The sequence below is a fragment of the Streptomyces sp. NPDC048352 genome (assembly GCF_040651895.1).
Lineage (GTDB): Bacteria > Actinomycetota > Actinomycetes > Streptomycetales > Streptomycetaceae > Streptomyces.
The window spans coordinates 33,362-57,273 of record NZ_JBEZKZ010000004.1; the positions used below are offsets into that span (position 1 = coordinate 33,362).

General features: G+C 72.0%; 22 protein-coding genes and 2 pseudogenes. 13 read left to right on the forward strand and 11 right to left on the reverse strand.

Translation table 11 applies throughout. From position 1 onward, the window contains the following. Positions 1-22: 22 nt before the first annotated feature. A complete protein-coding gene (locus tag AB0D45_RS03595; protein ID WP_362455091.1) occupies positions 23-313 on the reverse strand; it encodes a hypothetical protein in 291 nt (96 codons plus the stop codon). 452 nt (positions 314-765) lie between these two features. On the opposite strand from AB0D45_RS03595, the gene AB0D45_RS03600 reads away from it, so the two are divergent. Beyond that, the gene (locus tag AB0D45_RS03600) at positions 766-2,067 is read left to right on the forward strand and encodes an AI-2E family transporter (RefSeq protein ID WP_362455092.1); all 1,302 of its coding nucleotides are present in this window, start codon (positions 766-768) and stop codon (positions 2,065-2,067) included. A 117-nt stretch (positions 2,068-2,184) separates the two neighbouring features. On the opposite strand, the gene AB0D45_RS03605 is transcribed toward AB0D45_RS03600, so the two are convergent. Further along, a complete protein-coding gene (locus AB0D45_RS03605) occupies positions 2,185-3,207 on the reverse strand; it encodes a hypothetical protein (protein ID WP_362455093.1) in 1,023 nt (340 codons plus the stop codon). A 297-nt stretch (positions 3,208-3,504) separates the two neighbouring features. Between AB0D45_RS03605 and AB0D45_RS03610 the strand changes: the two genes are divergently transcribed. Next, on the forward strand, positions 3,505-3,825 hold the full coding sequence (locus AB0D45_RS03610) for a hypothetical protein (protein WP_362455094.1): 321 nt from the start codon (positions 3,505-3,507) through the stop codon (positions 3,823-3,825). A gap of 1,267 nt (positions 3,826-5,092) precedes the next feature. Here the strand turns inward: AB0D45_RS03610 and AB0D45_RS03615 are convergent. The 3 genes and pseudogenes from AB0D45_RS03615 to AB0D45_RS03625 form a co-directional block, all read right to left on the reverse strand. Continuing rightward, positions 5,093-5,354, reverse strand: a pseudogene (locus AB0D45_RS03615) (transposase); the annotation flags it as partial. Between the two features lie 10 nt (positions 5,355-5,364). Then, entirely contained in the window at positions 5,365-5,718 is a 354-nt protein-coding gene (locus tag AB0D45_RS03620) for a ferrous iron transport protein A (protein ID WP_362455095.1), read from the reverse strand. 24 nt (positions 5,719-5,742) lie between these two features. Then, positions 5,743-5,880, reverse strand: a complete 138-nt coding sequence (locus AB0D45_RS03625) for a hypothetical protein (protein WP_362455096.1) — start codon at positions 5,878-5,880, stop codon at positions 5,743-5,745. A gap of 200 nt (positions 5,881-6,080) precedes the next feature. On the opposite strand from AB0D45_RS03625, the gene AB0D45_RS03630 reads away from it, so the two are divergent. Further along, positions 6,081-6,596, forward strand: coding sequence for an RICIN domain-containing protein (locus AB0D45_RS03630; RefSeq protein WP_362455097.1), 516 nt, complete (start codon positions 6,081-6,083; stop codon positions 6,594-6,596). A 238-nt stretch (positions 6,597-6,834) separates the two neighbouring features. Here AB0D45_RS03630 and AB0D45_RS03635 read toward each other — a convergent pair. Continuing rightward, positions 6,835-6,939 (reverse strand): annotated as a pseudogene (locus AB0D45_RS03635) (HNH endonuclease); the annotation flags it as partial. A 279-nt stretch (positions 6,940-7,218) separates the two neighbouring features. Between AB0D45_RS03635 and AB0D45_RS03640 the strand changes: the two are divergent. The 3 genes from AB0D45_RS03640 to AB0D45_RS03650 all read left to right on the forward strand — a co-directional run bounded on the left by AB0D45_RS03640 (position 7,219) and on the right by AB0D45_RS03650 (position 10,008). Further along, positions 7,219-8,559: a polysaccharide lyase family 1 protein gene (locus AB0D45_RS03640; protein WP_362455098.1), complete on the forward strand. Its 1,341-nt coding sequence runs from the start codon at positions 7,219-7,221 to the stop codon at positions 8,557-8,559. A 199-nt stretch (positions 8,560-8,758) separates the two neighbouring features. Further along, entirely contained in the window at positions 8,759-9,283 is a 525-nt protein-coding gene (locus AB0D45_RS03645; RefSeq protein WP_362455099.1) for a SigE family RNA polymerase sigma factor, read from the forward strand. Continuing rightward, positions 9,283-10,008 (forward strand): hypothetical protein, encoded by a 726-nt coding sequence (locus AB0D45_RS03650; protein WP_362455100.1) that lies wholly within the window; start codon positions 9,283-9,285, stop codon positions 10,006-10,008. Before AB0D45_RS03645 ends, AB0D45_RS03650 begins: the two co-directional genes overlap by 1 nt. Before the next feature lie 63 nt (positions 10,009-10,071). Here the strand turns inward: AB0D45_RS03650 and AB0D45_RS03655 are convergent, their stop codons facing one another. After that, entirely contained in the window at positions 10,072-12,126 is a 2,055-nt protein-coding gene (locus AB0D45_RS03655; protein ID WP_362455101.1) for a pectinesterase family protein, read from the reverse strand. Positions 12,127-12,555: 429 nt separating this feature from the next. Next, positions 12,556-13,536 carry an MBL fold metallo-hydrolase gene (locus AB0D45_RS03660; RefSeq protein ID WP_362455102.1) on the reverse strand — a complete coding sequence of 327 codons (981 nt, stop codon included), beginning with the start codon at positions 13,534-13,536 and terminating at the stop codon, positions 12,556-12,558. A 143-nt stretch (positions 13,537-13,679) separates the two neighbouring features. Here AB0D45_RS03660 and AB0D45_RS03665 point away from each other — a divergent pair, with 143 nt between their 5' ends. The 3 genes from AB0D45_RS03665 (at position 13,680) to AB0D45_RS03675 (ending at position 16,146) form a co-directional block, all read left to right on the forward strand. Beyond that, positions 13,680-14,492, forward strand: a complete 813-nt coding sequence (locus AB0D45_RS03665) for an AraC family transcriptional regulator (protein WP_362455103.1) — start codon at positions 13,680-13,682, stop codon at positions 14,490-14,492. Positions 14,493-14,837: 345 nt separating this feature from the next. Further along, positions 14,838-15,350 (forward strand): hypothetical protein, encoded by a 513-nt coding sequence (locus AB0D45_RS03670; protein WP_362455104.1) that lies wholly within the window; start codon positions 14,838-14,840, stop codon positions 15,348-15,350. 232 nt (positions 15,351-15,582) lie between these two features. Further along, complete coding sequence (locus AB0D45_RS03675) at positions 15,583-16,146, forward strand: GNAT family N-acetyltransferase (RefSeq protein WP_362455105.1); 564 nt, start codon at positions 15,583-15,585, stop codon at positions 16,144-16,146. A 321-nt stretch (positions 16,147-16,467) separates the two neighbouring features. Here AB0D45_RS03675 and AB0D45_RS03680 read toward each other — a convergent pair whose 3' ends face one another. The 3 genes from AB0D45_RS03680 to AB0D45_RS03690 all read right to left on the reverse strand — a co-directional run bounded on the left by AB0D45_RS03680 (position 16,468) and on the right by AB0D45_RS03690 (position 19,197). Next, positions 16,468-16,848 (reverse strand): STAS domain-containing protein, encoded by a 381-nt coding sequence (locus tag AB0D45_RS03680; protein ID WP_362455106.1) that lies wholly within the window; start codon positions 16,846-16,848, stop codon positions 16,468-16,470. A 519-nt stretch (positions 16,849-17,367) separates the two neighbouring features. Next, positions 17,368-17,868 (reverse strand): cupin domain-containing protein, encoded by a 501-nt coding sequence (locus tag AB0D45_RS03685; RefSeq protein ID WP_362455107.1) that lies wholly within the window; start codon positions 17,866-17,868, stop codon positions 17,368-17,370. A gap of 78 nt (positions 17,869-17,946) precedes the next feature. Beyond that, entirely contained in the window at positions 17,947-19,197 is a 1,251-nt protein-coding gene (locus tag AB0D45_RS03690) for a M20 family metallopeptidase (RefSeq protein ID WP_362455108.1), read from the reverse strand. Positions 19,198-19,200: 3 nt separating this feature from the next. On the opposite strand from AB0D45_RS03690, the gene AB0D45_RS03695 reads away from it, so the two are divergent. The 4 genes from AB0D45_RS03695 (at position 19,201) to AB0D45_RS03710 (ending at position 23,784) form a co-directional block, all read left to right on the forward strand. Beyond that, entirely contained in the window at positions 19,201-19,350 is a 150-nt protein-coding gene (locus AB0D45_RS03695) for a hypothetical protein (protein WP_362455109.1), read from the forward strand. A 560-nt stretch (positions 19,351-19,910) separates the two neighbouring features. Continuing rightward, positions 19,911-21,884, forward strand: a complete 1,974-nt coding sequence (locus AB0D45_RS03700) for a LodA/GoxA family CTQ-dependent oxidase (RefSeq protein WP_362455110.1) — start codon at positions 19,911-19,913, stop codon at positions 21,882-21,884. Then, complete coding sequence (locus tag AB0D45_RS03705) at positions 21,881-23,074, forward strand: tryptophan 7-halogenase (RefSeq protein ID WP_362455111.1); 1,194 nt, start codon at positions 21,881-21,883, stop codon at positions 23,072-23,074. The genes AB0D45_RS03700 and AB0D45_RS03705 overlap by 4 nt, the downstream gene beginning before the upstream one ends. Continuing rightward, positions 23,071-23,784: a hypothetical protein gene (locus AB0D45_RS03710; protein ID WP_362455112.1), complete on the forward strand. Its 714-nt coding sequence runs from the start codon at positions 23,071-23,073 to the stop codon at positions 23,782-23,784. Before AB0D45_RS03705 ends, AB0D45_RS03710 begins: the two co-directional genes overlap by 4 nt. The last annotated feature ends 128 nt before the right edge of the window (positions 23,785-23,912 follow it).

Genomic DNA, 23,912 nt, shown 5'->3' on the forward strand with positions numbered 1-23,912 from the left:
GTCTCGTGCAGCTCGGCCGGAATCACCCGACGCCGGTCGGTGCGGGCCGGGTGGTCGGAGGGAACTTGCCGGGCTCCTGGCTCGCCCCCTGCATGTCCATGCCGGTCTTCACCTGGGGGACGTCGGCGTCCACCAGGGCCGCGTCCTTGAGCTGGGCCACCGTCAGAGGCGCCACCGGCGTCCTGCCCGCCGACGCCGGGGCGGCGGCCGAGCCGGAGGCGTGTCCCGCCGGCGCGCCACTTCCCGGGACCAGGCAGATGCCGAGGACGGTGGCCGTCAGGGCGGTGGTCGGTCTGGATGCGTGGGCAGGCATGGGTCCCCGGGTGTTGATGCAGGCAGCAGGCCGACGCTAACCGCGCCGACTGCGGCTGGACCAGCACTTTGAGATCACGTCTTGGGTCGTCGCGGCCCAGGGGCCCCACATCACGCTGTTCAGCCCGGCGGTCGGACGCCGGTGCAGGGTGGATTGCGGCCTGGCCGGCAGGCCTGGACGCGGCCGCGCGCGTAGACCGAGACCCGGCAGGGGTGGGTAGGGGCCTACAGCCTGGAACACTGCGACCTGATCAAGCGGTCCGTGCAGGCACCGCTGCGCGAAGGGATTCCCTGGCACGACCACGGCCGGAAGATGACCGTGGTGACCCGCCTGTTGTCGCCCTGCGGCGGCCGGCGGCTGCCTGGTCTGGCTGATCGCTGGGAAAGGGGGCAGAAGGGCGGCGAGAGAGAGGGAGGTTCCGGATGCCCGGAATCCACAGGGTGGTCCGTCGTATGAAGGCCGGCGCTATCGCGTTCGGCGAGCGCCGGGCGCAGGCCCAGGCGCGGCATGACGCCGAGATGGAGGCGGAGCTCGAGCGGGCCCGGCTGGCGCGAGCAGCGCACCGGCGGGCCCTTGATCCGGCCAGGGCCGTTCCGTGGGGAATGCGGGTGGCGGCGGAGGCCGGCTGGCGGTTCCTCGTCTTCGCCGCCGCCGTGTGGGTGCTCATGCGGGTCATCAGCTCGCTGCGTCTGGTCGTTCTCGCCTTCGTCGTCGCCTTGCTGATCACGGCGCTGCTCCAGCCCACTGTCTCCCGGCTCCGCCGCCTGGGGCTGGCGCAAGGGCTTGCCACCGCGGTCACGGCTCTGTGCGGCTTCGCCGTTCTGGGCCTGGTCGGTTGGTTCGTCGTGTGGCAGGTCTTGGACAACCTCGACACCTTGTCAGGGCGCCTTCAAGAAGGCATCGAGGAACTCAAGCGGTGGCTCCTGGAGAGTCCGCTGCATGTGACCGAGCATCAGATCAACGAGGTCGCCAAGAACCTCAGTGACACGATCGGCACGAACACGAGCCAGATCACCTCGACCGGTCTGCAGGGGGTGACCGTGCTGGCCGAGGTGCTCACCGGAATGCTGCTGGCGATGTTCTCCACCCTGTTCCTGCTGTACGACGGCCGGCGCATCTGGCAATGGACGCTCAGGCTCGCACCGGCCGATGTCCGTCCCGGGGTCGCCGAAGCCGGACCCCGGGCCTGGCGGACGCTCACGGCCTACGTGCGGGGAACGATCGTCGTGGCCCTGATCGACGCGCTCTTCATCGGCGTCGGCATCTACCTGCTGGGCGTGCCGCTCGCCGTGCCCATCGGCGTGGTGATCTTCCTGGCTTCGTTCGTGCCACTGGTCGGGGCCGTCGTCTCGGGAGCTCTCGCGGTGGTCGTCGGCCTCGTCACCCAGGGCGTCTTCACGGCGTTCATGACGCTCCTCGTCGTTCTCCTCGTGCAGCAGATCGAGGGACATGTCCTCCAGCCGTTCATCCTCGGACGCGCCGTCCGGGTCCACCCCTTGGCGGTCGTTCTGGGTGTCGCCGCCGGTGGGCTGGTCGCCGGCATCGGAGGGGCCGTGGTGGCCGTACCGTTGATCGCCGTCGCCAATACGGTCATCGGCCATCGCGGCACCGAGACCGAGACCGGGGGCAAGACCGGGGGCGACGAGTCGGAGGCCGTGGCAGCTGTCCCCGGTACGGCCCCGGCGGGGCAGGTGGACGTCACAGCGGTTCCGCCGGACGTCACAGCGGCCCCGCCACGGGACTCCACTGCGTGATCACGGCTACGACCAACCCCGGCCGGGGCCCGCGCCTACGCCCGGCCGCAGCCGGGCGCTGCCCGCAGTGAGCCGCTCCTGCAGTCGTGCCGTCGGCCGGGGTTCCCGCGGGGCCGATCAGTCCGCCCAGTCCTCGTCGTCGCCGCCGCGCATGGTGCGCCAGCCCTCGAGGTTCTTCAGCGCCTCCCGCGCCAACCGGGCGTAGTGCACCGGGCACTCCCACAGCTCGCGGGCCGACAACTCGGCCGGCACGGGGGTGTCGGGATGGTCTTCCGGCGCGGACAGGTGGACCACGGCACGGTACCGGGACTGGACGGTGGAGTCGGCGGTCGACCAGGGGTGTCGCGGGTGCTCGCAGGAGACGTCCAGTTCGATGGTGGCGAGCGCGGCGGCCAGATCGCGCGCGTACGAGGGCGGCAGCCCCCCGTACGACTGGGCTATGCCCATCCACAGGCACAGGAACACGCCGATGCGCTCCTCCTCCCGCACCTGCCCGGTGAGCCAACGCCGGGCGCACCACAGGGCGACCGGACCGGTGTTGTCCTCCCAGCTGCGGCTGAGCGCCCCCTGCATGCCGACGACGTCGATGCCGCCGTCGTCCAGGAGGAACTGCGTGTCCAGGTGGGAGACGTCGATGCGGCCGAAGAGCTCTCGGTGCGCGTCGCGCAAGCGGCTCAGGGCCTCGTCGGCGAGGTCCGCGAGGAACGCCTCGCAGTCGAATGCCGCCAGTTCGTCCTCGTCAAGACCGTAGTCCTCGGTGAATACGGCCCGGCCGGCCTCGGTCAGCATGCTCACCCCGGCCTCGACCTCGTATTCGGAGTCCAGGTCGGCGGGGTGGGCGGCGGCCGGGCAGGCGCAGGAGGTCCGGTCCAGCTGCGCGACGAGTCCCTCCAGGGCCCCTGTGTACGACGCGAACAGGGATTTGCTGACGACGCGTGCGGAGGCGTACCAGCAGGTGGCATGGAGCAGGATCGTGTACCCCGTCCGCTCTCTGCGGCCCTCCGGGGTGGCGTTGCGGCCGAACGCGCGCGCCGCGTCGTCGGCGAGGGCGGCGAGGGTCGGTTCGGGATCCACGGAGGGGTAGTCGCTGACGATCCCCGACAGGTCGGAGATCAGTTCGCGGTGGTCGGCAGACAGCACGGGCTTCACTTCAGTCACATCCGTTACCGACGGCTGCGCAGGTAGGCCGGTTCCCCGGCCCCGGGCACCGCCCAGCCTGCCGTGCGGTTCGACGGTTCGACGGTTCGACCTCACGCCGCCCGGGGCCTGGAGGCTCTCCGGTCGGGCGCGGGCGCGGGCGGCGGAGCCGGCGGGAGACCGGGGCGCGAAGTTGCTCAGGGGGACCTGAGCGGCCTGGATGCCCTATCGGCCTTGCTTCACGGCGGAGGGCTGCCACCCGACCCCGTCACCACGACCCCGACGATGTTGGATTGCCGCATGGTGAGACGCAAGAAGAAGCGGCCCGACTGGGGCATCCCGAAGGGGATCGTGCTGTTGGCGACGTCGGAGGGCTGGCGCCATGGCGTCCTCACCATGGAAGGCGGCATGCTCTGCGGGCGTCTGTACGTGCCGATCAACACCGACCCACAGGACGCGCGAACCGCGGCGGCCCAGATGGTGACGGAACTCGCGCGCGACTTTCACGACACCGACGTCGAGGTGAACTGGGATCCTCCGCAAGAGCCCTGGACATGGACCGCTCACGTCTCCCTCGCCGCCGGTTCCGAGCCTGCTCCGCTGTGGGCTCGTCCGGATTGATTGCCCGTCTGGCCACCGGCTACCGCAACTCGCACGGCTGGGGGGCGGGGCGGTGTTGAGCACCTGGGCGGGACACCGGTAGGGAAGGCCACCCCGGGCATGGAGCGGCCCGCGCCCGGCTCGGGACCCGGGGCGCGCCGCGGCTTCTGGGGGTCAGCCGCAGAACGGGACGTCGCCCAGGTTCTTGGCGTAGCGGGCGGCGATACAGCCGCGCCCGTCTGCGAGGCGGTACCAGAGCTGGTTGTCGCCGACGAGCTCGCCCTTCACCTTGCAGGTGATGGGGACGACCTGCCGGGCTTGATGTGCCCGATGGTCTTGTTGTTGCGGTGCGGGCCGCTGTGAAGGGGCAGCGGGCCGTGGGAGACGACCTTGGCCTTGGACTTGTGGTGGTGGCCGTGGCCGCACTTCCCGCACGAGGTGCCCGGGTCGCCCTTCTCCCCCTTGCCGCCCTTGTCGTCCTTGTCGCCCTTCTCGCCGCGCGGGCCGGGCTCGCCGCGTTCGCCCTTGGGGCCCTGCGGTCCGGCCTGGGCGGCCGTGCCGGGCTCGCCGCGTTCGCCTCGTTCGCCTCGCCGACCGGCGGGGCCGTTTCTCCCTTGAGGCCGGTCCCGCCCGGCGCCCCGTTCTGGCCGGGGTCGCCCTCGGGTCCGGCCACGCCGGGCTCGCCATGGGTACCGGCCGGGGCCGTCTCACCCTGCTCGCCGCACTGACCCTGCGGACGCCACGATCGTCCGCACGTAGGGCTGGGAGAACGTCATCGTGGCCGCGTCGGCGAACGCGGGGGCGAGCGGGACGACGAGAGCGCCGGTAGCGGGTGCGGCGACCTCATGGCGCGCAGGTGTCTGCGAGATATCGGTTCCTCTTCTGGACAGGGCAGAGCTGTCCAACGGCGTTGACAGTGAGAACGTAAGGCGCCTGGCCCGCCGAGCTGTGCAGCACCCGCGTTGGTGCTCGGCGGTGGACGGCGCCTTGGAATCCCCGCGCGCCGCACAGCTGCTGACCAGCCATGCAGCAGAAGCGCACCGCGTCTTCAGCGCGCCTGGGAGGTCCGAGGGACCGCGCCGCCGCCGGGGCAGTCGTCGGGCCGGCTGAATGCGTCGGACGCCGGGAACGAGCATCAGGGGCAGCACCTGTCAAGCTCGATCAACCGCGCTGAAGCCCCGCCAGAACGTACCTGCCGGGGCTTCACATTTGCAGCTGCGCGCGGGATCTATCGCCCCCAGGCGGACTCACGGAACCGCCGTACCTGAGAGGTGCTCATCGCCTCGAAGGAGTTCGCGCGGCCGTAGGCGTGGCAGAACAGACGGGTCCGCCGAGCGTGGCGCGTGCGAGCGAAGCCACGGCGGCACACCGACCGCCGGCACCAGGCGCCCGCCGTCGAACCGCGGCAGCGACAGCGACAGCGCAGCCAGTACGGTCCGCAGTCGGCCGACGTCGATCCGGCCGTGATTCAGGCCGCCGTACATCGCTCCATGCCCACGCCGATGCTCGGGCCCCAGCGTCAAGTCCACCGGGGAGATCACCGCCCCCTCCGCGCCGCTCTTACTCTTCGGGCTCTGCATCGGCCCGGAGGTACCGACCCCAGATCTGGGCCTTGCGATAGGGGCCGGCCCCGTCGCAGTCGTACTGCGGCGCATCGAAGATCACCCAGTACCGCAGCTCGCCGCTGAGCGACTGGGCGTGTTGGTTGGGTTCGGGTGCGCCCATGGCATCGATCGTTCCGGCGAACTCGACCTGCCAAGGCCCGTCCCAGTCCTGGTCGCGGAGGACCGTGACCCGGCTGCCTGGTGCCAGTGCACCCGTCGGCCATGCCCGGCTCAGGGGACGGCCGAGGATGTGCTCTACCGCCGGGCGATCATCTACGTCCGCAGGAACAGGGCCGGAACTGTCTGTCATGCCGCCCACTCTGCCCGCACCACTTCAGGAGTGCCAGAAGATAGAGCGGGGTGCCGGGAAACGGCTGCCGACCTGGGTGGTCAGGGCGCGCAGGATCTGGCCGACCATGCAGCGCACGAGTTCTCCGGGCGGGACCGGCTGCCGCGCACCCCGCTTCGGCATCCGGGCCGCGGGCAGCGTCGGCCGTGCGGGCCGCGAGCGGGGCCAGGCTGGGGGTGCTCGCCAACAGCGCCGTCGCCCGCTCGGAGTCGGCGTAGTCAGCAACGACCGAGGCATGAGACGCCTTGGTGACAGGGTCAAGATCAAGTATGGTCAGCGTCGATTTCGTGCGGCCGTGACCGGCCCTATGGGGGGATTTCTTCGTGCGCCTGAACATCATCAAGTCCGTCCGCCGTGCCCTGGGCGCAGCCGTCGGCGCCGTGCTCATCTCCGTCGCCCTGCCCGCCTCCCCGGCCGCCGCCGTGGACCTGTCCAAGTGGGACCTGCTGCTCAACCTCAACAGCAGGCTGTGCCTGGAAGTGAGCGGCTGGTCCACCGCCAACGGCGCCGGGGTCAACCAGTGGGACTGCCATGGCGGCGCCAACCAGCAGTGGTACGGGGCCCCTCGCGGAAACGCCAGGCTCATCTACAACGCCCAAAGCGGCAAGTGCCTCGAAGTCAAGGGCTGGTCCACCGCCAACGGCGCGGCCATCGACCAGTGGGACTGCCACGGCGGCGCCAACCAGCTGTGGCAGCTGCGCGCCACGAGCGACTACACGGTGGCCCTGGTCAACGTGAACAGCGGCAAGTGCCTGGAGATCGGCGGCTGGCGCACCGACAACGGTGCCCCGGCCACCCAGTGGGACTGCCACTGGGGCGAAAACCAGCGTTGGTACTAGGCCCTGTCCGATGAGTCAGGCAGCGGTCACGCCGGCGATGGCGTCGGCCTCGGTCGCGTGGAAGCCGCTGGCGTAGCAGCGGCCCCGGCTGGGGGCGGCGCCCGGATCGGTGACGTTGCCGATCCCCCGGCCCGCGAGGACGGGGCTCCGGCCCGGGTAGGGCAGCTCACCGACACGGGCCTGCTCGACGGCACCTGCGCCGCCGAGCCCTTCCGGTAGACCCGCCGACCCGCCCAGCCAGACGCCAGCGCAGTTTCGTCGCGGTCGACTCCGTGCCGTACCGGCACAGTGCCTCCGGCGACGGCGGCAGCCACTCCGCCGGATCACGGACCGCCTTGGCCCTGGTCGCCGCCGTCCACGCCGACGCCCCCCGCGTCCTACGCCTCCGCCAGGTGCGCCGCGTCGGTCACGGAGACCTCGGGACCCACATCCCTCCACTCAGCGCGCGGCCCGGCCCGATCGTTTTTGCGGATCCCGGCCGCCGGTTTCTTGTGCGGCCACGGACTTGTGACGTACATCGCACGACTTCCTCGCTATTCCCGGCAACCCCGGTGGGGGCGGCGGCAACTGAGCGGTGCAAGAGCAGAACTCCGCTCCCTCTCCGTACAAGGACCGCCTACCGATGCCGACTTCCTCCCACCGTCGTCTCCCCGCCCGCCGCCGTCTCGTCCTGGTCACCACGGGACTCGTCACCGCAGCGGGACTCGGCGTCCTACCGTTCGCCGCGCGCGCCGACGCCGGCGCCGTCGATCTCGCGCACGACCGCCTGGCCTCCCAGGACGGCTGGGCGTCGAGCGGCTCCGGCACCACCGGCGGGCAGGCCGCCGACGCCGAGCACGACGTCACCGTCACCACACGGGCCGAACTGGTCAAGGCGCTCCGCGCGGGCCCGTCCGGCGCCCCGAGGATCATCCGGGTGAAGGGCCGGATCGACGCCAACACCGACGACCAGGGGCGTCCGCTGACCTGCGCCGACTATGCGAAGGGGACCGGGTACACCCTCGCCGCCTACCTCAAGGCCTACGACCCCGCGGTATGGGGGCGGTCCAAGGTGCCGTCCGGCGCGCAGGAGTCCGCACGGGCGGCGGCGCAGGCGAAGCAGGCCGAGCGGGTGGGTCTCGCCGTGCCGTCGAACACCACCGTCATCGGCGTGCCCGGCACCGACGCGGGCATCAACGGGGGCAGTCTCCTGGTGCAGAAGGCGGACAACGTCATCATCCGCAACCTGACCTTCGCCGACACCCGCGACTGCTTCCCCCAGTGGGACCCCACGGACGGCTCCGAGGGCAACTGGAACTCCGCGTACGACGCCGTCACCCTGCGGGGTGCGACCCATGTGTGGGCCGACCACAACTCGTTCACCGACGGCCCCCGCTACGACGCCTCGAACCCCCGCTACTTCGGCCGCGAGTACCAGGTCCACGACGGGGCCCTCGACATCACCAACGCATCGGACCTGGTCACCGTCTCGTACAACCGGTTCGCCGACCACGACAAGACCATGCTCATCGGCAGCAGCGACAAGGACACGAAGCTCCGGGTCACGCTCCACCACAACGTCTTCCAGGGCATCGTGCAGCGCGCACCGCTCGCCCGGGTCGGTCAGATCCACCTCTACAACAACCACTTCGACACCACCCCGCGCAACGGCTACACCCACAGCTACAGCGTGAACGCGCGGGCCGGCGCCCAGATCGTGGCGCAGAACAACCACTGGACGCTCTCCTCCGACCGCAAGGCCTCGCAGCTCCTGTCGGGTGACGGTACGGGCGCGTTCGCGGGCAGCGGGAACATGGTCAACGGCTCGGTCACCGACCTCGTCGCCGCCTACAACGCCGCGAACAAGAAGAAGATCAAGTCCACGGCGAGCTGGAAGCCCGCACTCTCCAAGGGGCTGGAACCGTCCGCCGCGGGACTGCCCGCGTCCCTTGCCCGCAGTGCCGGCGCGGGCGTCCTGAAGTGATCCAGCAGGCCGGTGCCCGGGCGGGCGCGCTCGCCCCGCCCGGGCACCCCGGTGATCCGCAGACGGCGCAGCGACCGCTCCGCCCCACCGGGACCGTGCTGACCGGCCGGTTGGTATGCTCACCGTCCCTCCGACCGGCGGGCACGAACACCGGCACTGACTCGGGCGGGAGCACGGTCAGACCTGACGGAGACTCGCAATGGCCTTCGACGACGCGTACGCGGAGTTCCACGACTTCTTTGAGCGGCACCATGCCGAGCTGGCCCGCCTCGCCTACCTGCTCACCGGTGAGGCGGACACCGCCGACGACCTGGCCGCCGACGCCTTCGTCGCGCTCTGGCACCGCTGGGACCGGGTGCAGCGCGCCGACCATCCGGTGGCGTACGCCCGCGGTGTGGTCACCAACATGGCCCGGGCCCGCATCCGTGCCCTCACCCGCGAGCGGCGCCGCGTCCACCTGTTCTGGTCGGCCCTTCCGGGCCGCGCGCAGCATCCCGATGTGGACGCGGTGATGGACGTGCGCCGGGCGCTGGCGCGCCTGCCGTTCCGCAAGCGCGCGTGCGTCGTGCTGCGCCACGCGCTGGACCTGTCGGAGAAGGACACCGCCCTCGCGCTCGGGACGTCCGTCGGTACGGTGAAGAGCCAGACCTCCAAGGCGATGGCCGAGCTGCAGCGCCTCCTCGGTGCGCAGGCCGCCGAGGAACTGACCGGAACGAGGAACTGATGGAGGACCTGAAGCGCCGGCTCCGGGACGCGGCGGCGGACCACGCGCCCGACCGGGACGGGATGCTGGAGCGGGTCCGGCTCGGCACGTCCCGCACGGTGCCCGACCGGCGTGCGGACCGGCCCCTGTCCTGGCCGCGCGTCACCCTCGCCACCCTTGCCTCCACGGCGGCGCTCGTGGTGGGCGGATACGTGCTCGCCCCCGCCTTTCCCACGGAGGGCACGGGCCGGGCAGCCGCCACGACCCCTACGGCACCGGCGCCGGCGCCCCCTCCCGCCCCATCCGCCCCTGCCGCGCCGTCCGCATCGCCGGGTACCCAGGACGGGCCGCTGCGCTCCGACGGTGCCGTCGACCCTCAGCCCAATCCCTACTGGTCCCAGAGCACCGTCACCCTCCGCACCGGTGCGTCCCTGGCGGCGCTGACGCTGGAGGTCCGCGTCGCCCAGACGGGAGGCGTGGGGTCCACCGGCGCCTGGCGGACCCTGCCTGAGGGCGACTTCGCGCTGACCACCACCGACGAGGGCGGCGCCCTCCTCTACCGGTGGACCCTCAAGCCGGGCCGGACCGTCCCCGCGGGGCAGCACGTCTTCGCCGTCCAGTACAACCACGCCCCGGGTGCGCGGCCCCTGGCCGGCGATGCCTACACGGCGACGGCCGCCTCGGCGACGGGACAGCGGCACACCGTCACCGGCACCTTCCGCCCGGCGGCGGGCGCGACGGGCTGACGGGGTCCCGGGGCCCGGGAGCCACGCGGTGGCGTCGCTTCCGGGCCCCCTCCCCTCCCCCTGCTACGGGGTCCAGCCGCCCAGCCAGTCCGAGACCTCCTGGGACGCGGCCTGGGCATCGCTCAGGTGCGGCCGGTCGGTGCTCTTGGGTCCGGCACCCGGGCCGACGTTCATGTACTCGGCGAAGCGGTCGTCCTTCCAGGAGAAACCGCCCATGTCGGCCCAGGGCGCGCGCTTGATCGCGGCGCTGAGGGTGGAGTTGCGGAAGGTGGCCTGCGGGTCGACGGTGACGTCGCCGCCCGGGTGCCAGTTCCGGCCGAGATGGAAGGAGGACGCGGCCACGTCACCGTTGACGGTGGAGCGGTTGACGAGGATGCCCTTGTGGCCCGCCGGGGTGCTCGGGGCGGTGATGTACCCGGCCGAGGTGCCGTTCCAGCGCTTCTTGAGGGTGATGACCGACTGGTCGATCACCGCGGTGGCGCGGCCGAAGATGAAGTCGACGTTGCCGACGATGTAGGAGTTGGTGACGTAGACGCGGCCGGGCTTGTCCTTGGCCGCGGTCTCCAGCTCCAGGGTGTCCTGGTCGCCGGTGACGATGACTCCGTCCAGCACGATCCGGTCCGCGGCTGTGAGCAGGGCGACCGCCTGGTGGCCGTCCACGGCCTGGTTCGCGGCCTCGTCGAAGTCGTTGGAGACGGTGAGGTTGCGGAGCTGGGAGTCGTCGGACCGGATGGCGACCGTGGCGCTGCCCGGAGTGCCGTACGTACCCGAACCGTCGGGCTTGCGCAGGCCGGCCGCGTTTCCGTACACGATCACCGTGTCCTTGCGGCTCGGGCCCGAACCCTGGATGGTGACGTGCGGCTTGTCCGCCGGCACGTTCACCGTCTCGCGGTACGTGCCCGGCTTCACCGAGATGACCACGCGGGAGGCGTTGCCGGCGGGTACGGCGTCCACCGCGGCCTGGACCGTCTTGTACCGGCCGCTGCCGTCCTGGGCGACGGTGAGCGTCGTAGCGGCCGCGGCGGCGGGCGCGGCGGCCGTGGCGGGCGCCGTCCCCAGGGAACTCTTCGGCCCGGACCCGGACTTCACCAGCGCGGGAACCTTGTCGGCGGCGTCCAGGGTGTAGCGGTAGTACGCCTTGGCGTCGAAGGCCGCACCTCCGCCGCTCTCGTTGCGTCCGCTCGTGCCGGAGAAGACGTTGCCGCGCTGGACGAGGGCGGCGGTGGAGTCCCTGATCACCGGGTTGGTCATGCCCTGGAAGTAGGAGTTCTCCAGCAGCATCCGCGTCCTGCCCCGCGCGTAGTTGCCGTAGGCGGACTTGACGGCGGTGCCCGGGGTGTCTTCCATGAAGTTGTTGTAGAGGTGTGCGTGGGCGGCGTTGTCGGTGGACGGGTTGCGCTGCTCCGTCTCGCGGATCCAGTTGTGATGGATCGTGATGTCGGTGACGACGTTGTCGGTCCATCCGATGCCGAAGGCCTTGTTGGCGTTGCTCAGCCTGTTCCAGGACACCGTCACGTACGTGCTGTCCTTGCGGACGTCGATCAGTCCGTCGGCGGTGTGGCGCAGGTCGTTGTGGTCGATCCACACGTGGTGGGCGCCGTCCATCTGGATGGCGTCGAAGTCGTGCTCCTTGTCGTTCCAGACGCCCTGGTAGGAGTCCCTGATCGTCAGATTCCGGATGATCACGTTGTGGACGCCCTGGCCGAGGAAGAAGCCGCCGCCGACGATGTGCCCCAGGGTGCCGGAGCCGATGATCGTCTTGTGCGAGGCGACCTTGATCTCCTTGCCGACGGGCGCCATGTCGATCGTGCCGGCCACGACGATGACGTAGGGCTCGGGGGCCGTGGCGTACTTCTCGAGGTCGGCGAGCGACTTGACGGTGACGGTCCTGCCCTCCCGGCCGCCGTACGTGCCGTTCTGCCCGAGCGCGTCGACCGAGGCGAACCCGTCGGCGGCGGCGCTTGCCCAGGCGGAGGGCTCCGCGGCCGCGGCCTTGTCACCCAGCCCGAACGCGGACCCGTAGGCCACCACTCCGGATACGGCCAGGGTCAACGGCACCCCGATGGCCAGGACCTTTCGCTGTCTGCGGTGACGGGCCGTGCGGCGGATCGAACTCATGGGCGGTTCCGTTCCGTGAAGAGGGGAGTGATCGCTGTGGGGTTGCCGCCGGGGCCCGAAGGGTTGCCGCCGCATCGCAAAAACCAAACATTCAATGGATGTCGGCTATCCGGTCGGGTCCGGCCCGGGGCAGGCGGCCCGGGCCCGGGGACGCGGTCCGGCCATCGGCGGCTGCGCCGGGGCCGCACTCCGACCGCCCGCCCGGCGAGGCGCCCGGGTGGCGCCCGGTGGGGGGTCGGTCGGTCGGCCCCGTTGATCGCGCCAGGAGCACGCGCGCGGGGTCGTATGCCGAAAGCACCCTGCCGATGCCGAGTGCGTGGCAGAACCGTGCTCTATCTACTCGGGCGGCTGCGCCTGCGGCAGCGGGAGGGCGACTGGACGACCGGTCAGGAATGGTCCCGCTCCGTCCCCTCCCGGGCCCGGGAGGGACTAACCGGCCGGTATGAAGGGGCGGTTGAGGTGGGCGGTTGCCAGGAGCGAACGGTGGCGACGCGCCTCGGCCAGCAGCCGCTCCCGGGTGTCCCGGGCGGCCGCCGGATCGTGCTCGAAGCGGTAGGCCACCGCCGGGTTCGCCCACTGCACGGCGTGCACGAGGACGTCCCCGGTGACCATGACCCGCCGGCTGCCGCCCTCCACGAGGACCGACTGGTGCCCGGCCGTGTGGCCCGGCGTCGGGACGAGGGTGACCGTGCGGCCCCGCCCGCGCCCGTCGCCCACGAGCCGGGTGCGTCCGTCGACCTCCTGGAGGAGCCCCGCCGCCCGCAGCGGCTCCACCACGTACGACAGGGACGTGTCGCCCGGATCGAGGGACGCCACCTCGGCGTGCTGGACGACGTGGCGGGCCCCCGGGAACAGCGGCGTCCCGTCCGGCCCCACCACCCACCCGTAATGGTCGCTGTGCAGATGCGTCAGCACGACCGAGTCCACGTCCGCGACGCCGATGCCCGCCTCCGTCAGCACCCTCGGCAGCCGGCCCGGCACGGGCGCCCATCTCGAGGTGGGGCTGCCGACGGGCCCGATCCCCGTGTCGACCAGCGTGACACGCCCGCCCGGCCGCCGGACGGCGTAGCAGCGGAAGTCCAGATCCCAGGTGCCGTCCGGGCCGAACGCCGCAGGGTCGAGCCGTTCCGCCCGCTCCCAGTCGCGCTCGGCGGCGCCGGTGAAGTGGTCGCGGGTCCGCCCGGGAAACGGGCCGTGCGCGTCGAGCAGCGCCAGCACCTCGAACGGCCCGGCCTGCCGCGCGACCACCCGCCGCTGTCCAGCCCCGTCCGCCGTACCGCCGGCCGTGCCGTCGCCCGAAGTTCCGTCCCCCGCGGCGTACGCCCGGCCCGCCAGGGCGGGGCCCCATGCCGTCAGGGCGACGGCCCCCACGGCGCCCCTCGCCAGCTCCCGCCTGCTCAGCCCGCTCATCCGCTGTCCCCTTCCCGGCCGGCCTTCCCGTAGGCCGGCACGCACGAGAGACTGCCGGGCGGTGGCATCGCGCCGCTTGTACGTTCATGCTCACTTCGCGCCTCCGCCGCCAAGGCGGAGAACCAGCCAGGAGGATGCCGGACATGCCCGTGGAGCGCCGCGTCCTCCTCCGCACCGACGACGTCCTCCTCGCCGACGTGCAGTGCGGCTGCCCGCCGCGCGGCTGGACGCCCGCGCGGGAGGCGACGGTCTTCGGCCTGGTCATGGTGCGGCGCGGGCTGGTCAGAGGACGGGTCCGCGGGCGGGAACAGCTCCTCGACCCCGCCACCGTGTACGTGGAACGGCTCGGCGCCGAGCAGCAGTTCGCCCACCCGCGCGGTGACGACGTCTACACCGAGATCGTCCTGTCCGAGCCGGGGGTCGCGGCGCTCCTCGGCGGTGACCCGGAAGTCCCGGAGGGCCTCGTGTTCACCACGCCAGAACTCGCGCTGTGCCACCGCCTGTTGCTCACCCGCGCCCGCGCGGGCGCCGACGCCTTCGAGCTCGCCGAGCGGACCGCCTCGGTCGCCGCCCGGGTGCTCGGCCACTTGGCGCCGGACCGGGTGGCGAGCGGCCGGCCGCGCACCGCCCAGGCCCGCCGCCGCTTGGCCGACGACGCCCGCGCCGCCCTCGGAGCCGACGTCAACCAGGGCCTGGACGCACTCGCCGCGGCGGTCGGCTGCTCACCGCACCACCTCAGCCGGGTGTTCCGTACGGAGACCGGCACGCCCCTCAGCGGCTACCGGGACCGGCTCCGGCTCGCCCGCGCCCTCGACCGGCTCGCCGAGGGGGAGCGTGACCTCGCCGGGCTCGCCCAGGAGCTGGGCTTCAGCGACCAGTCCCACTTCACCCGGGTCCTGCGCCGCACGACCGGCCGCCCTCCGGGCCGCCTGCGCGCCCTGCTGAGCCCGGGGTGAAACCGGGCTGAGGGCGCCGTGAAATCGGGCAGGGCGGATTCGCTGGAAGCGGAGCGGAAACAACCTGGTCAATGGGCCGGTTCGCGCTCACCTCCGCCACCGGGTCCGGGCGTACCAGCGTGACGTCCAGGACGTCGCGGCCCCCCCGCGCCGAGGCGAACGCGCCGCCCGCCCTGCGGTGCCCAGGACGGGTGGCGGCCAGGTACTCGGCCCCCTGCCGGGCCGAGTCCACAGCGTCCGCCGCCGTGCTCCGCATCCGCACCTCGACGGGGCGTGGGCGGCCGCGGCCACCTGCCCTCGGAAATCGCTGGACTGCTGGTCAGCGCCCCTGTCAGGCTCCTCCTCGTGGAGATACTCGATGTCCTGACCAGCATGGCGAAGACAGGTCGGCTGGGCCCGGTGTTCAGCGGAGCCGACTGGAACGATGTGACCGCAGCACTCGGCGAGCCGTGGGACATCGGAACAACGAGCCGGAACAGAAAGTGGCCGCGGCTCTTCGCCTACGGAGACCTTGAGCTGAGTGTCTGCCGCTGCCGGAAGGTTTCCCTCGTCTGCGTCCAGACCTGGCGTGAGGTCGTCGAACTCCCCCCATCGGCCGTCGGGCGGACGGGTGCCTTCCCGGCAGGGCTCAGGCACGCCGACGTCGTTTCTGCCTTGGACAAGGCCGGTTGCTCCTGGGAGCCCTATCCGCCGTTGACTTTCGGCGACCAGTGCTCGCTCGTGGCGATCCCGTCAGGGGCGAACTTCACCTTCGAGATCCCCCAGGGCGAGGAACCCGTGCTGAACGTCATGAGCCTGCCCGGCGACGGACACGACTGTTCCGCACGGCCCGCAGGCCGAGATCGCCGAGATCGCTGACGGCGACGTCGCCGCATGCTCAGACGGTCGCCGGTCGCGCAGCTTCCCCGGTCGGTGTCGCGTCCGAGGGCTACTGCTACGGTCGCGATGGCGTGCTTGCTGCGCGCGAACACGGTTCCGGATCAGGGAGGTTGATGAATATGGCCGTCACCGGCCTTCCTCGGCATGCCCTTTTCCGGTCCGCGCGCTGACGCGACGCGGTCCGGTCGTTCCGAACGATCTGGAGACAACCGTGCGTTTCGCACTCTCGAACGACCTCACCGAGCTCACCACCGAGCGCCTGGTACTGGCCGCGTGGACGGCCGAGGCCGTCACTGCTGTCCTTGCCGCGGCAGATGCCCACGCCGGCGGCGAGGCCGAGCACCGGCCGGCCGACTGGGCCGCCGACTTTCCCGCCGACGGCGACTGCGTCATCGCGCAGCTCCTCGGCGGCAATCCGGACTGGCTCGGCGCGTACGGGCACCGGCTGATCATCGAACGGTGCACCGGCGTCGTGGTGGGTTCGATCGGCCTGTTCTGGCCGCCCTCCGAGGGAGTGCTCGAGCTGGGGTACGGCGTCGTCGCCTCCCGCCAAGGCCGCGGCTATGCCACCGAGGCCGCCACGGCGCTCGCCGCGTTCGCCCTCTCGGCGCCCGGTGTGAAGAGCGTGGTCGCCGGCGTCGAACTGTCGAACCCGGCCTCCGTCCGCGTCCTGGAGAAGGCCGGCTTCGAAAGGTTCGAGACCACGCACGCCGAGGACGGCGGCGAGCTGGCTCGCTACCGGATGACCGCGGCGCCGGAGCACCGGCAGCCGTAAGCCGTGCGAGCCGGCGGCGGTGGCGCGTCGCCGGCTCCCGGTAGGTGGTGAACCGCCTCACGCGTGGATCGTGTGGCGGGCGACCGAGCCCGAAGGGGTCGAAGCCGCTGGTGGAGACCCGTCGTACGCCGGGTGCGGCCCGGAGGCATCGACACCGCGCTCCCCCACGCCCTGCCGGAATCCCGCCCGCCGTTCCGGTGTGCCAGCCGTACGTCGGCCGCGCCTCGATCAGGTCGAGCCCGTGGTCCGGGCCCGTTCCGATGAGGACGTACCACTCGGAGGGATGGCTGAGCGAGTGGCGGCCGAGCCGTCGCAGCGGTGTCAGGGCTGATCGAGCGCACGGGCTGAGGCGGATGTACTGCACGCGCCGCTGATGAGGGGGTCGCCGGTGAGGAGGGCGTGGGTGCCCGTCAGCAAGAGGAGGGCCGTGGGTTGGTGCTGCAGGCCGGTGACGGTGAGGTGTCCGCCGGTTGCCTCAAGGCGTCGACGGAGCACAAGCAGGAGTTTGAGGCCGCTGGAATCCATGAAGGAGACGCCCGACAGGTCCAGCTCCAGCGTCTGGCCGTCCAGCGGAATCGCGGCTGCCGCGCGGGTGACCTTCTCGAGTTCGGGACGGGTCTGGACATCCATGTCGCCAATAACGGTGATCAGGGTGTGGGTGTGGTAGCGGTGCTGGCGGGTTACCACGGTGAAGTCGTTCATGGTCCACCCCTTGATCGGGGTCGAGCCCATCAGGCCCCCGCTGAAGGGGGCGTCGAGCAGGCGGCATGGGGCCGCGTGCAGTCGAGCAAGACAACCCGTACCGCGCCCCGGTCACGACATGACCCTCAAGGGCGGCGCGGGGCCTCCTACCAGACCAGGCTGGTTGTCCACGCAGCGTGGCACACATCGGGCACTGTCCGCCACCCTCCCCGCGCCGAGGCGGAACAGGCACGCCGCCGGCATGGCGCCGCGCGCAGCCCCGCCAGCAGACGCCCAGGGTCGCGTCTGACACATGGTCACTGCGCGGGGACGTGCGTAGTCGGTGCAATTGCGTTGCCGTCCTGACGTCGGCCGGCCGCGCGTCCGAGACCAGAGCCGCTATGTACGTGCAGTACGGCTGACGGCGCCGGTCGGCGCGGACGGTCGGCCTCAGCCCGCGAACGGGGCTTCGCCGGGTGAGGCATCACGACACCGGCTCCAGCCGCCGTTCCCGCCGGAAGACGCACGGGAAAACCGAAGCTACCCGTGGGTCGGCCGGCAGTAGCGGTGGATGAGGTCGGCGTGCGCGGGGAAGCGCGTCACGAGCTCGTCGGGTCGGCCGAGGGTCATGTCGGCGTAGTCGAATCCGGGCGCGACGGCTTCACTGATCAGGGCGTGGTCTCCGGAGGTGAGGTGGGAGGCCTTCCAGACCCCTCCGAGCACGGCCAAGGTGAGCACCTGTCCTTGGCCGGTGTCCTGTCCGAGAACGACGCTGGTGTAGCGGCCGTCGGGGTGGAGCAGGTGATAGGTGATGGGTTCGCCGTGGTGGTGGAAGTGCAGGATGTCGGACCGGTTCAGGTGCCAGTGCCCGACGGGCGACCAGTGGGTGAGCAGGTAGTGGATGGAGGTCAGCGTGTAGCGTTCACCGGCTGGGGTCTTGGTGCGCGGGCGGTGGTCCGCCTGGAAGGTCCGACGGAAGTAGCCGCCTTCCACGTGGGCTTTCAGGCCGAGGGCGTCGATCCAGTGGTGCGCGGTGATCAAGGCGTCCTCCTGTGGTCGTGCGAGTGCGGGGGGGGGAAGCTCCTCCGGCGGCATGGTTCCGCCGGGCGTCTGGTGGCTTCACCCGCCTGGTGTGCTGGTGTGGTGGAGGGCGACGGCTGCGTGAGCGGCGATGCCGGTGATCATGGCGTCCTCGTCGAAGACGACCCGGTCGGAGTGCATGTCCGGGAGGTTCCGGCTCGGCGGTGGGGGCGGGCCGGCGCCGAGGAAGGCCATGGCGCCGGGGACGCGTTCGAGGACGTAGGCGAAGTCCTCGGCCCCCATCACCGGCTCGGCGAGGGCGTGGACGATGCCCTGCCTCAGCCGTGCGGCAACGGCCTGACCCACGGCGGCGGTGAACACCGGATCATTGTGCAGCGGCGGATAGCCCTCGTACAGCTCGACGGCGGCCTCGGCGCCGTGCGCGGCGCAGACATGGCGGGCCACCCGTTCGATGCCCGCGCGTACCCGGCGGCGGGTGTCGGGGGTCAAGGTCCGGAAGGTGCCGTGCAGTTCGGCGGTCGCCGGGATGATGTTGGTGGTGGTGCCCGCTTCGATGCGGGCGATGGTGACCACGGCCGGGTCGAAGACGTTCACCGTCCGGGTGACGAAACCTTGCAGCGCTTGGACGATCTCGCAGGCCACCGGGATGGGGTCCAGTGCCAGATGGGGCGCCGAGGCGTGGCCGCCCCGGCCGCGCACGGTGAGGTGGATCCGGTCGGACGCCGCGAACATGGGGCCCGGCCGCAGGTGAAGGGTGCCGGCTCTGAAGCGGGTGGTGACGTGCAGGGCGAAGGCTGCGTCCACGCCCTGCCCGTCGGGGGTGGTCAGGACGCCCTCCTCGATCATGTCGGCGGCGCCGCCGTCGCTCTCCTCGGCGGGCTGGAACATGAACACCACCCGTCCCGCGAGTTCCTCCCGTCGCGCCGAGAGGAGGTGGGCGGCGCCGACGAGCATCGCGGTGTGCAGATCGTGACCGCACGCATGCATGGCGCCCGGGATGCGGGAGGCGAAGCCCAGACCGGTGTTCTCGTGCAGGGGCAGCGCGTCCATGTCGGCGCGCAGCAGCACCGTGCGGCCGGGACGTGTGCCCTCGAGGACGGCTGTCACCGAGCTGAGGCGTGTGCCCGTGGTGACGTGCAGGGGAAGGCCCTGGAGTGCCTCGAGTACCCGTTCCTGGGTGCGGGGCAGGTGCCGGCCGCGTTCCGGTTCGCGGTGCAGGGCCCTGCGCAGGCCGATGACGTCGGGCAGCAGGCGCCGGGCCTCTGCGAGCAGGCCGTCTTCCTCCGGCATCCCTGGTGCCGGGCGGGCCCCGGTGGGTTCCTCGCTCATGCGGTGGCTCCTGCCTGGTCGGTGACGGACGGCGCGAAGGAGTCCCGCGGGATCTGCGGGGCGGCCGCCAACCGGCAGGCGGTCTGGGCCGGCGCCGGCGGCACCCGCAGCCCTGCCCGGCTGCCGGATCCGCCATGTGACGACGCCGTGTAATCCACCCGTTCGCCTCCCAAGGATGTGCGGGGTTACGCGAGCCCCCGGGACTGGTGCGTCGCTGCCGGTCTCACCTGAGCAGGATCGCGGCACGGCACTGACGCGCTGGTGACAAGCCGGCGTCCGCCTGTCAGTGGCGGGGCGGGTGCGTTGCGCTTTCGTGCGCCCCGATCGTGCGCTTGGCCAGATGGCCGTGCGGCTTGATCGTTTCCCCGGTGAACGGGTCACCCGACTGGGTCAGAGGAGGGCCCGTGGCGGTACCGGGGCGGGCGGGGGACCGCTACTACATGGTCAACGAGCAGGCCCCGGAAAGGGCATGCCCACCGACCCCGTCACCGATCGAGATCGCCTGGGCGCCGCCCAGGACCGATCAGGACAACGCCACGAGCGCCGGGCACCGGCTTCGTGGCCGACCGTCCCACCACCGCCCGGACGAGCCCGTTCCCCGGGCTCCTCGCGAACAGGGAGACCGACTCCGTCTTCCTGACCGTCCGCCGACCCGCAGGAGCGGCAGCACGCCCCTGCGGCCTGTGCTCTCTCGGAAGGAACCCGCAACCACCATGAGTGACGACATCGCCTACGCGAAGATCCACCCCGCGATCGGAGTGGCCCGGGTGGGCAACAGCACCCGCGACGACGGCTGGTACTACGGCCCCGAGACACCGGAACCGGACCCGATGCCGGCCGGCTCCCTCAAGGACGAAACCGGCGCCTTCAAGCGCCAGGCCGCCCGCTTCCGCCTCTACGGCTACGACAGCACCGGCAAGGTCGTACGCGAACTCACGAACGACAACGCCTCCATCGAGTGGGGCGTCCACGTCGCGAACCAGAAGGCCGCCTGGTACGAGTTCAGCCTCGCCCTCGACATCCCCGACATGCAGGGCCGCAGCACGCCGAGGCGCAACAAGGGCATCGACCGCAGGAGCCTCGTCATCGACCCCGGCCGCAAGACCCTGCGCGCCGGCACCGGCCAGAGCGTGGAGTTCACCGGCGGCACCTTCCAGGGCATCGCCGTCCCGCTGGGCCGGATGCACACCGACGAGAGCGGCAGGCTCGTGGTGCTCGGCGGCTCCGGCCGGTCCGCCGCGAAGAACAACGAGCCACTGCACTCGTTCGGCAACAACGACGGCTGGTACGACGACATCTCGGACGGCCCGGTCACCGCCACCGTCACCCTGGGCGGCCGCCCCATCGAGGTGAAGCCCGCCTGGGTCGTGGTGGGCCCGCCCAACTACGCACCGGACATCAAGACCGTACGCACCGTCTACGACCTGCTCCTCGACGTCTTCGTCGGCACGGGCCAACTGCCCCGGCCCGCCCAGGTTTCCTTCAAACGTGACATCGCGCCCCTTCTGGAGCGTTTCAGCCACCTGCAGTGGGTCAACAAGGGCTTCGCCACCCACTTCGGCTGCGACGGCCCGCAGGACTTCACCACCACCGAACTGCAGCGCCGCCTCTCCGAGCCCGGCACCACCTACCGCGAGCTGCGCCGCCAGGTGTACACCGCCATGCGCGACTACGAGCGGGACGGGCTGGCGCCGATGACCTGGCCGTGGTTCTACGGCGACGGCATGGCGAGCCGCCCCAAGTCACCACGGCAGTACATGACCTTGTCGTCCCTCCAGATGGACATGCTGCTCAGGTGGTCCAAGGGCGACTTCGTCGACACCCCCGGGCCCGGCGTCCCGCGCCGCTTGGAGGAGGCGCCCCTGGCAGAGCAGCCCGGGCTCCTGGACCGCGCCGCCCTCGACTTCTGCCTCGCCGACGCCTTCCACCCCGGCTGCGAGGTGACCTGGCCGATCCGGCACGCGGCGATGTTCGCCGAACCGTTCCGCATCCTGCACCGCCCCGAGGGGCAGGCGGAGCCCGACTACGGCGAGGAGCTCACTCCCGAGAAGGCGCTGGCCGCCGACGGCCCCCTGCACGCCCAGGGCCCGGGCGGCCTGACCCGGTGGATGGCCATCCCCTGGCAGACGGACACCGCCAGCTGCCGCTCGGGCTACGAGTCCACCGCCGGCCTGGGCGCCCGGTACGACCCCCACCTGCCGACCTTCTGGCCCGCCCGGGTGCCCAACCACGTGCTGACCGAGCGCGACTTCCGGATCGTCAACAAGGAGGGCGGCCTCACACCCTCGGAGGACGAGCGCGCGGCGGCGTTCGCCAACCGGGCCTCCTGGCTGCGGGGCCTGCGCGGCACCTACAAGGAGCAGTTGAAGCAGGCCGCCGCGGAGTGGCACCGCTTCGGCGTCGTGGAGACCCGCCGCTACACCGTCGGCGACAACCGGTACCCGCCGCGCTTCCAGGTCGAGTCCGTGCCCGGCTTCAACCTCGAGGGGGTGCCGGACGAGCGGAACCTGGTCACCCTTCACGTACCCCAGACCGCCAGCGACACCACCCGGGACACGGCGCGGACCGACCTCGCCGAGGACCTCGGCATCGCCCCCGAGAGCATCACCGTCGGCTACGTCGACAAGCTCGACCCCTTCGGGGAGGACGCCGCCAACGGCACCGGCAGCCCTCAGGGCTCCTCGTGACGGCGGACCCCACCGGTCACCGGGGGGCGGCGGCGCCCGCGTACGACGTGGTGGTCGCCGGCGGCGGCCCGGCCGGCGCCGCCACCGCCCTGGCCCTGCGCCGCGCCGGCCGGACCGTCCTGCTCGCCGACGCCGCCACGGGACCGCCGCCCCTCGGGGAGGCGCTCCCGGCCGCCGCCCGGGTCCTCCTCCGCGACCTCGGCACGCAGGACGTCCTCGACGTGCGCCACCACCTGCCCTGCTACGCGAACCTGTCGGCCTGGGGCTCGGACCACCTCGCCGCCCAGGACAGCATCCTCGACCCGCACGGTCACGGCTGGCACCTGGACCGCGGCCGCTTCGACCGGGAGCTGCGCGAGCGCGCCCGCCTCCTCGGCACCGACGTGGTCGAACGCACCACGGCCCGTCCCGCCGGCCGCTCCGGCGAGGGCACCTGGACGGTGGAGCTGCGCGGCCCCCGCGAGCGCCGCACCGTGCGCTGCCGCTGGCTGGTCGACGCCACCGGCCGCCGAGCGGCCCTGGCCATCGCGGCCGGCGCCCGCCGGGTGGTCCACGACCGGCTCGTCGCGCTCTGCCTGACGCTGCCCCCGTCGACCACACCGGCGCCGGACGCCTCCACCCTCGTGGAGGCCGCCCCGGACGGCTGGTGGTACACGGCGCTGCTGCCCGCCGGGCACCGGCTGCTCGCCCGGTACACCGACGCGGACCTGCCGTCCCCCCGGACGGGCGGCGCCGGCCTGCGCGCCGACGTGGCCCGCACCCGCCACACCGGCGCCCGGGTGGCCGCGCACCCGTGGCCGGCCGCCGCCGTACGGCGCGCACCCGCCCACACCGTCCGCCTGGACGCCGTGCACGGCGACGGGTGGGTCGCCGCCGGCGACGCCGCCGCCGCCTTCGACCCGCTGTCGTCGCAGGGCATCCTCACCGCCCTGTACACCGGCATGCGGGCCGGCCAGGCGGTCCACGGCCACCTCGGCGGCGACCGCACCGCCCTCAGCCGCTACGCCGCCGAACTCGACACGATCACCGCCACCCACCTGCGCAACCGGCGCACCTTCTACGGCCTCGAACACCGATGGCCGCGGCACGCCTTCTGGCGCCGCCGCCACACCGCCGGCCCGACGGATCCCGCCGACGGCCGACGGAACACCCGACCCCGCCCCATCCCACCCCGAGGAGTGCCCGCATGACCACCACCGACGCCACCGCCTCGTCCGACGCCGCCGCCCACGGCCACCGGTTCCTGCTCATCGGCACCGACACGATCTTCGCCTACCACCTCCCGCTCTACCACGTCGCCGTCCACGCCTTCCAGATGATCACCAAGTTCGGCCTGGACGGGAGCCTGCGGAAGAAGTACCTCAACGACCTCGGGAACCACGAGGACCGGCGCGTGTACTACTCCCTGTTCTCCGAGGGCCACTGGCCCCTCAAGGAGATCGTCGACGGCAGCCGTGACTCGCTGCCGGTGGTACTCGAGCGCGTGACCGTCGACAACACCGGCGCTCGCACCTTCACCAAGATCCTCGACGAGACGACCGCCACCTGCCGCAAGCAGGACGTCGTCCACTACAAGCCCCTCGACGCCACCGACTACCCCGACCACCTCACCTGCCTCGCCTTCGGCGAAGGGTCCGAGGTCCACCTCGCCCACCAGCTCGCCGCCTCCCCGAACTGGGACGAGGTCATCACCACCACCCAGCCCGCCGGCTTCGAGCAGAGCGACCTCGAGCACGCCACCGCCGTCACCATCCCCGCCGTCAAGGACCCGAAGGGCGTCGTCAAGACGAGCCCCCTGGTCACGGGCAAGCCCTACGAAGGCCTGATCGGGACCCGCGAGGTCACCTTCACCGCCGGGCGCCAGGGCTGGTGGAACCACACCAGCCTCAACAACAAGTAACCCGGCGACTGGTCGTCATCAGCACCCTGAAGCGGCGGGCCACCGCGCCCGTCTGAGACACGGCCCCGCCGGCCTGAAGCCGACGGGGCCGCTCCCACTGCCGACGGCCCGAGCGCCGACGCGTACTC

Coding starts and splice junctions, on each gene's coding strand:
- AB0D45_RS03625 (WP_362455096.1), bottom strand. CDS start 5,880: ATGCCGAAGCGGGGTGCGCGGCAGCCGGTCCCGCCCGGAGAACTCGTG.
- AB0D45_RS03665 (WP_362455103.1), top strand. CDS start 13,680: ATGCCCGTGGAGCGCCGCGTCCTCCTCCGCACCGACGACGTCCTCCTC.
- AB0D45_RS03610 (WP_362455094.1), top strand. CDS start 3,505: ATGGTGAGACGCAAGAAGAAGCGGCCCGACTGGGGCATCCCGAAGGGG.
- AB0D45_RS03595 (WP_362455091.1), bottom strand. CDS start 313: ATGCCTGCCCACGCATCCAGACCGACCACCGCCCTGACGGCCACCGTC.
- AB0D45_RS03655 (WP_362455101.1), bottom strand. CDS start 12,126: ATGAGTTCGATCCGCCGCACGGCCCGTCACCGCAGACAGCGAAAGGTC.
- AB0D45_RS03645 (WP_362455099.1), top strand. CDS start 8,759: ATGGCCTTCGACGACGCGTACGCGGAGTTCCACGACTTCTTTGAGCGG.
- AB0D45_RS03650 (WP_362455100.1), top strand. CDS start 9,283: ATGGAGGACCTGAAGCGCCGGCTCCGGGACGCGGCGGCGGACCACGCG.
- AB0D45_RS03600 (WP_362455092.1), top strand. CDS start 766: ATGAAGGCCGGCGCTATCGCGTTCGGCGAGCGCCGGGCGCAGGCCCAG.
- AB0D45_RS03700 (WP_362455110.1), top strand. CDS start 19,911: ATGAGTGACGACATCGCCTACGCGAAGATCCACCCCGCGATCGGAGTG.
- AB0D45_RS03660 (WP_362455102.1), bottom strand. CDS start 13,536: ATGAGCGGGCTGAGCAGGCGGGAGCTGGCGAGGGGCGCCGTGGGGGCC.
- AB0D45_RS03690 (WP_362455108.1), bottom strand. CDS start 19,197: ATGAGCGAGGAACCCACCGGGGCCCGCCCGGCACCAGGGATGCCGGAG.
- AB0D45_RS03640 (WP_362455098.1), top strand. CDS start 7,219: ATGCCGACTTCCTCCCACCGTCGTCTCCCCGCCCGCCGCCGTCTCGTC.
- AB0D45_RS03680 (WP_362455106.1), bottom strand. CDS start 16,848: ATGAACGACTTCACCGTGGTAACCCGCCAGCACCGCTACCACACCCAC.
- AB0D45_RS03620 (WP_362455095.1), bottom strand. CDS start 5,718: ATGACAGACAGTTCCGGCCCTGTTCCTGCGGACGTAGATGATCGCCCG.
- AB0D45_RS03710 (WP_362455112.1), top strand. CDS start 23,071: ATGACCACCACCGACGCCACCGCCTCGTCCGACGCCGCCGCCCACGGC.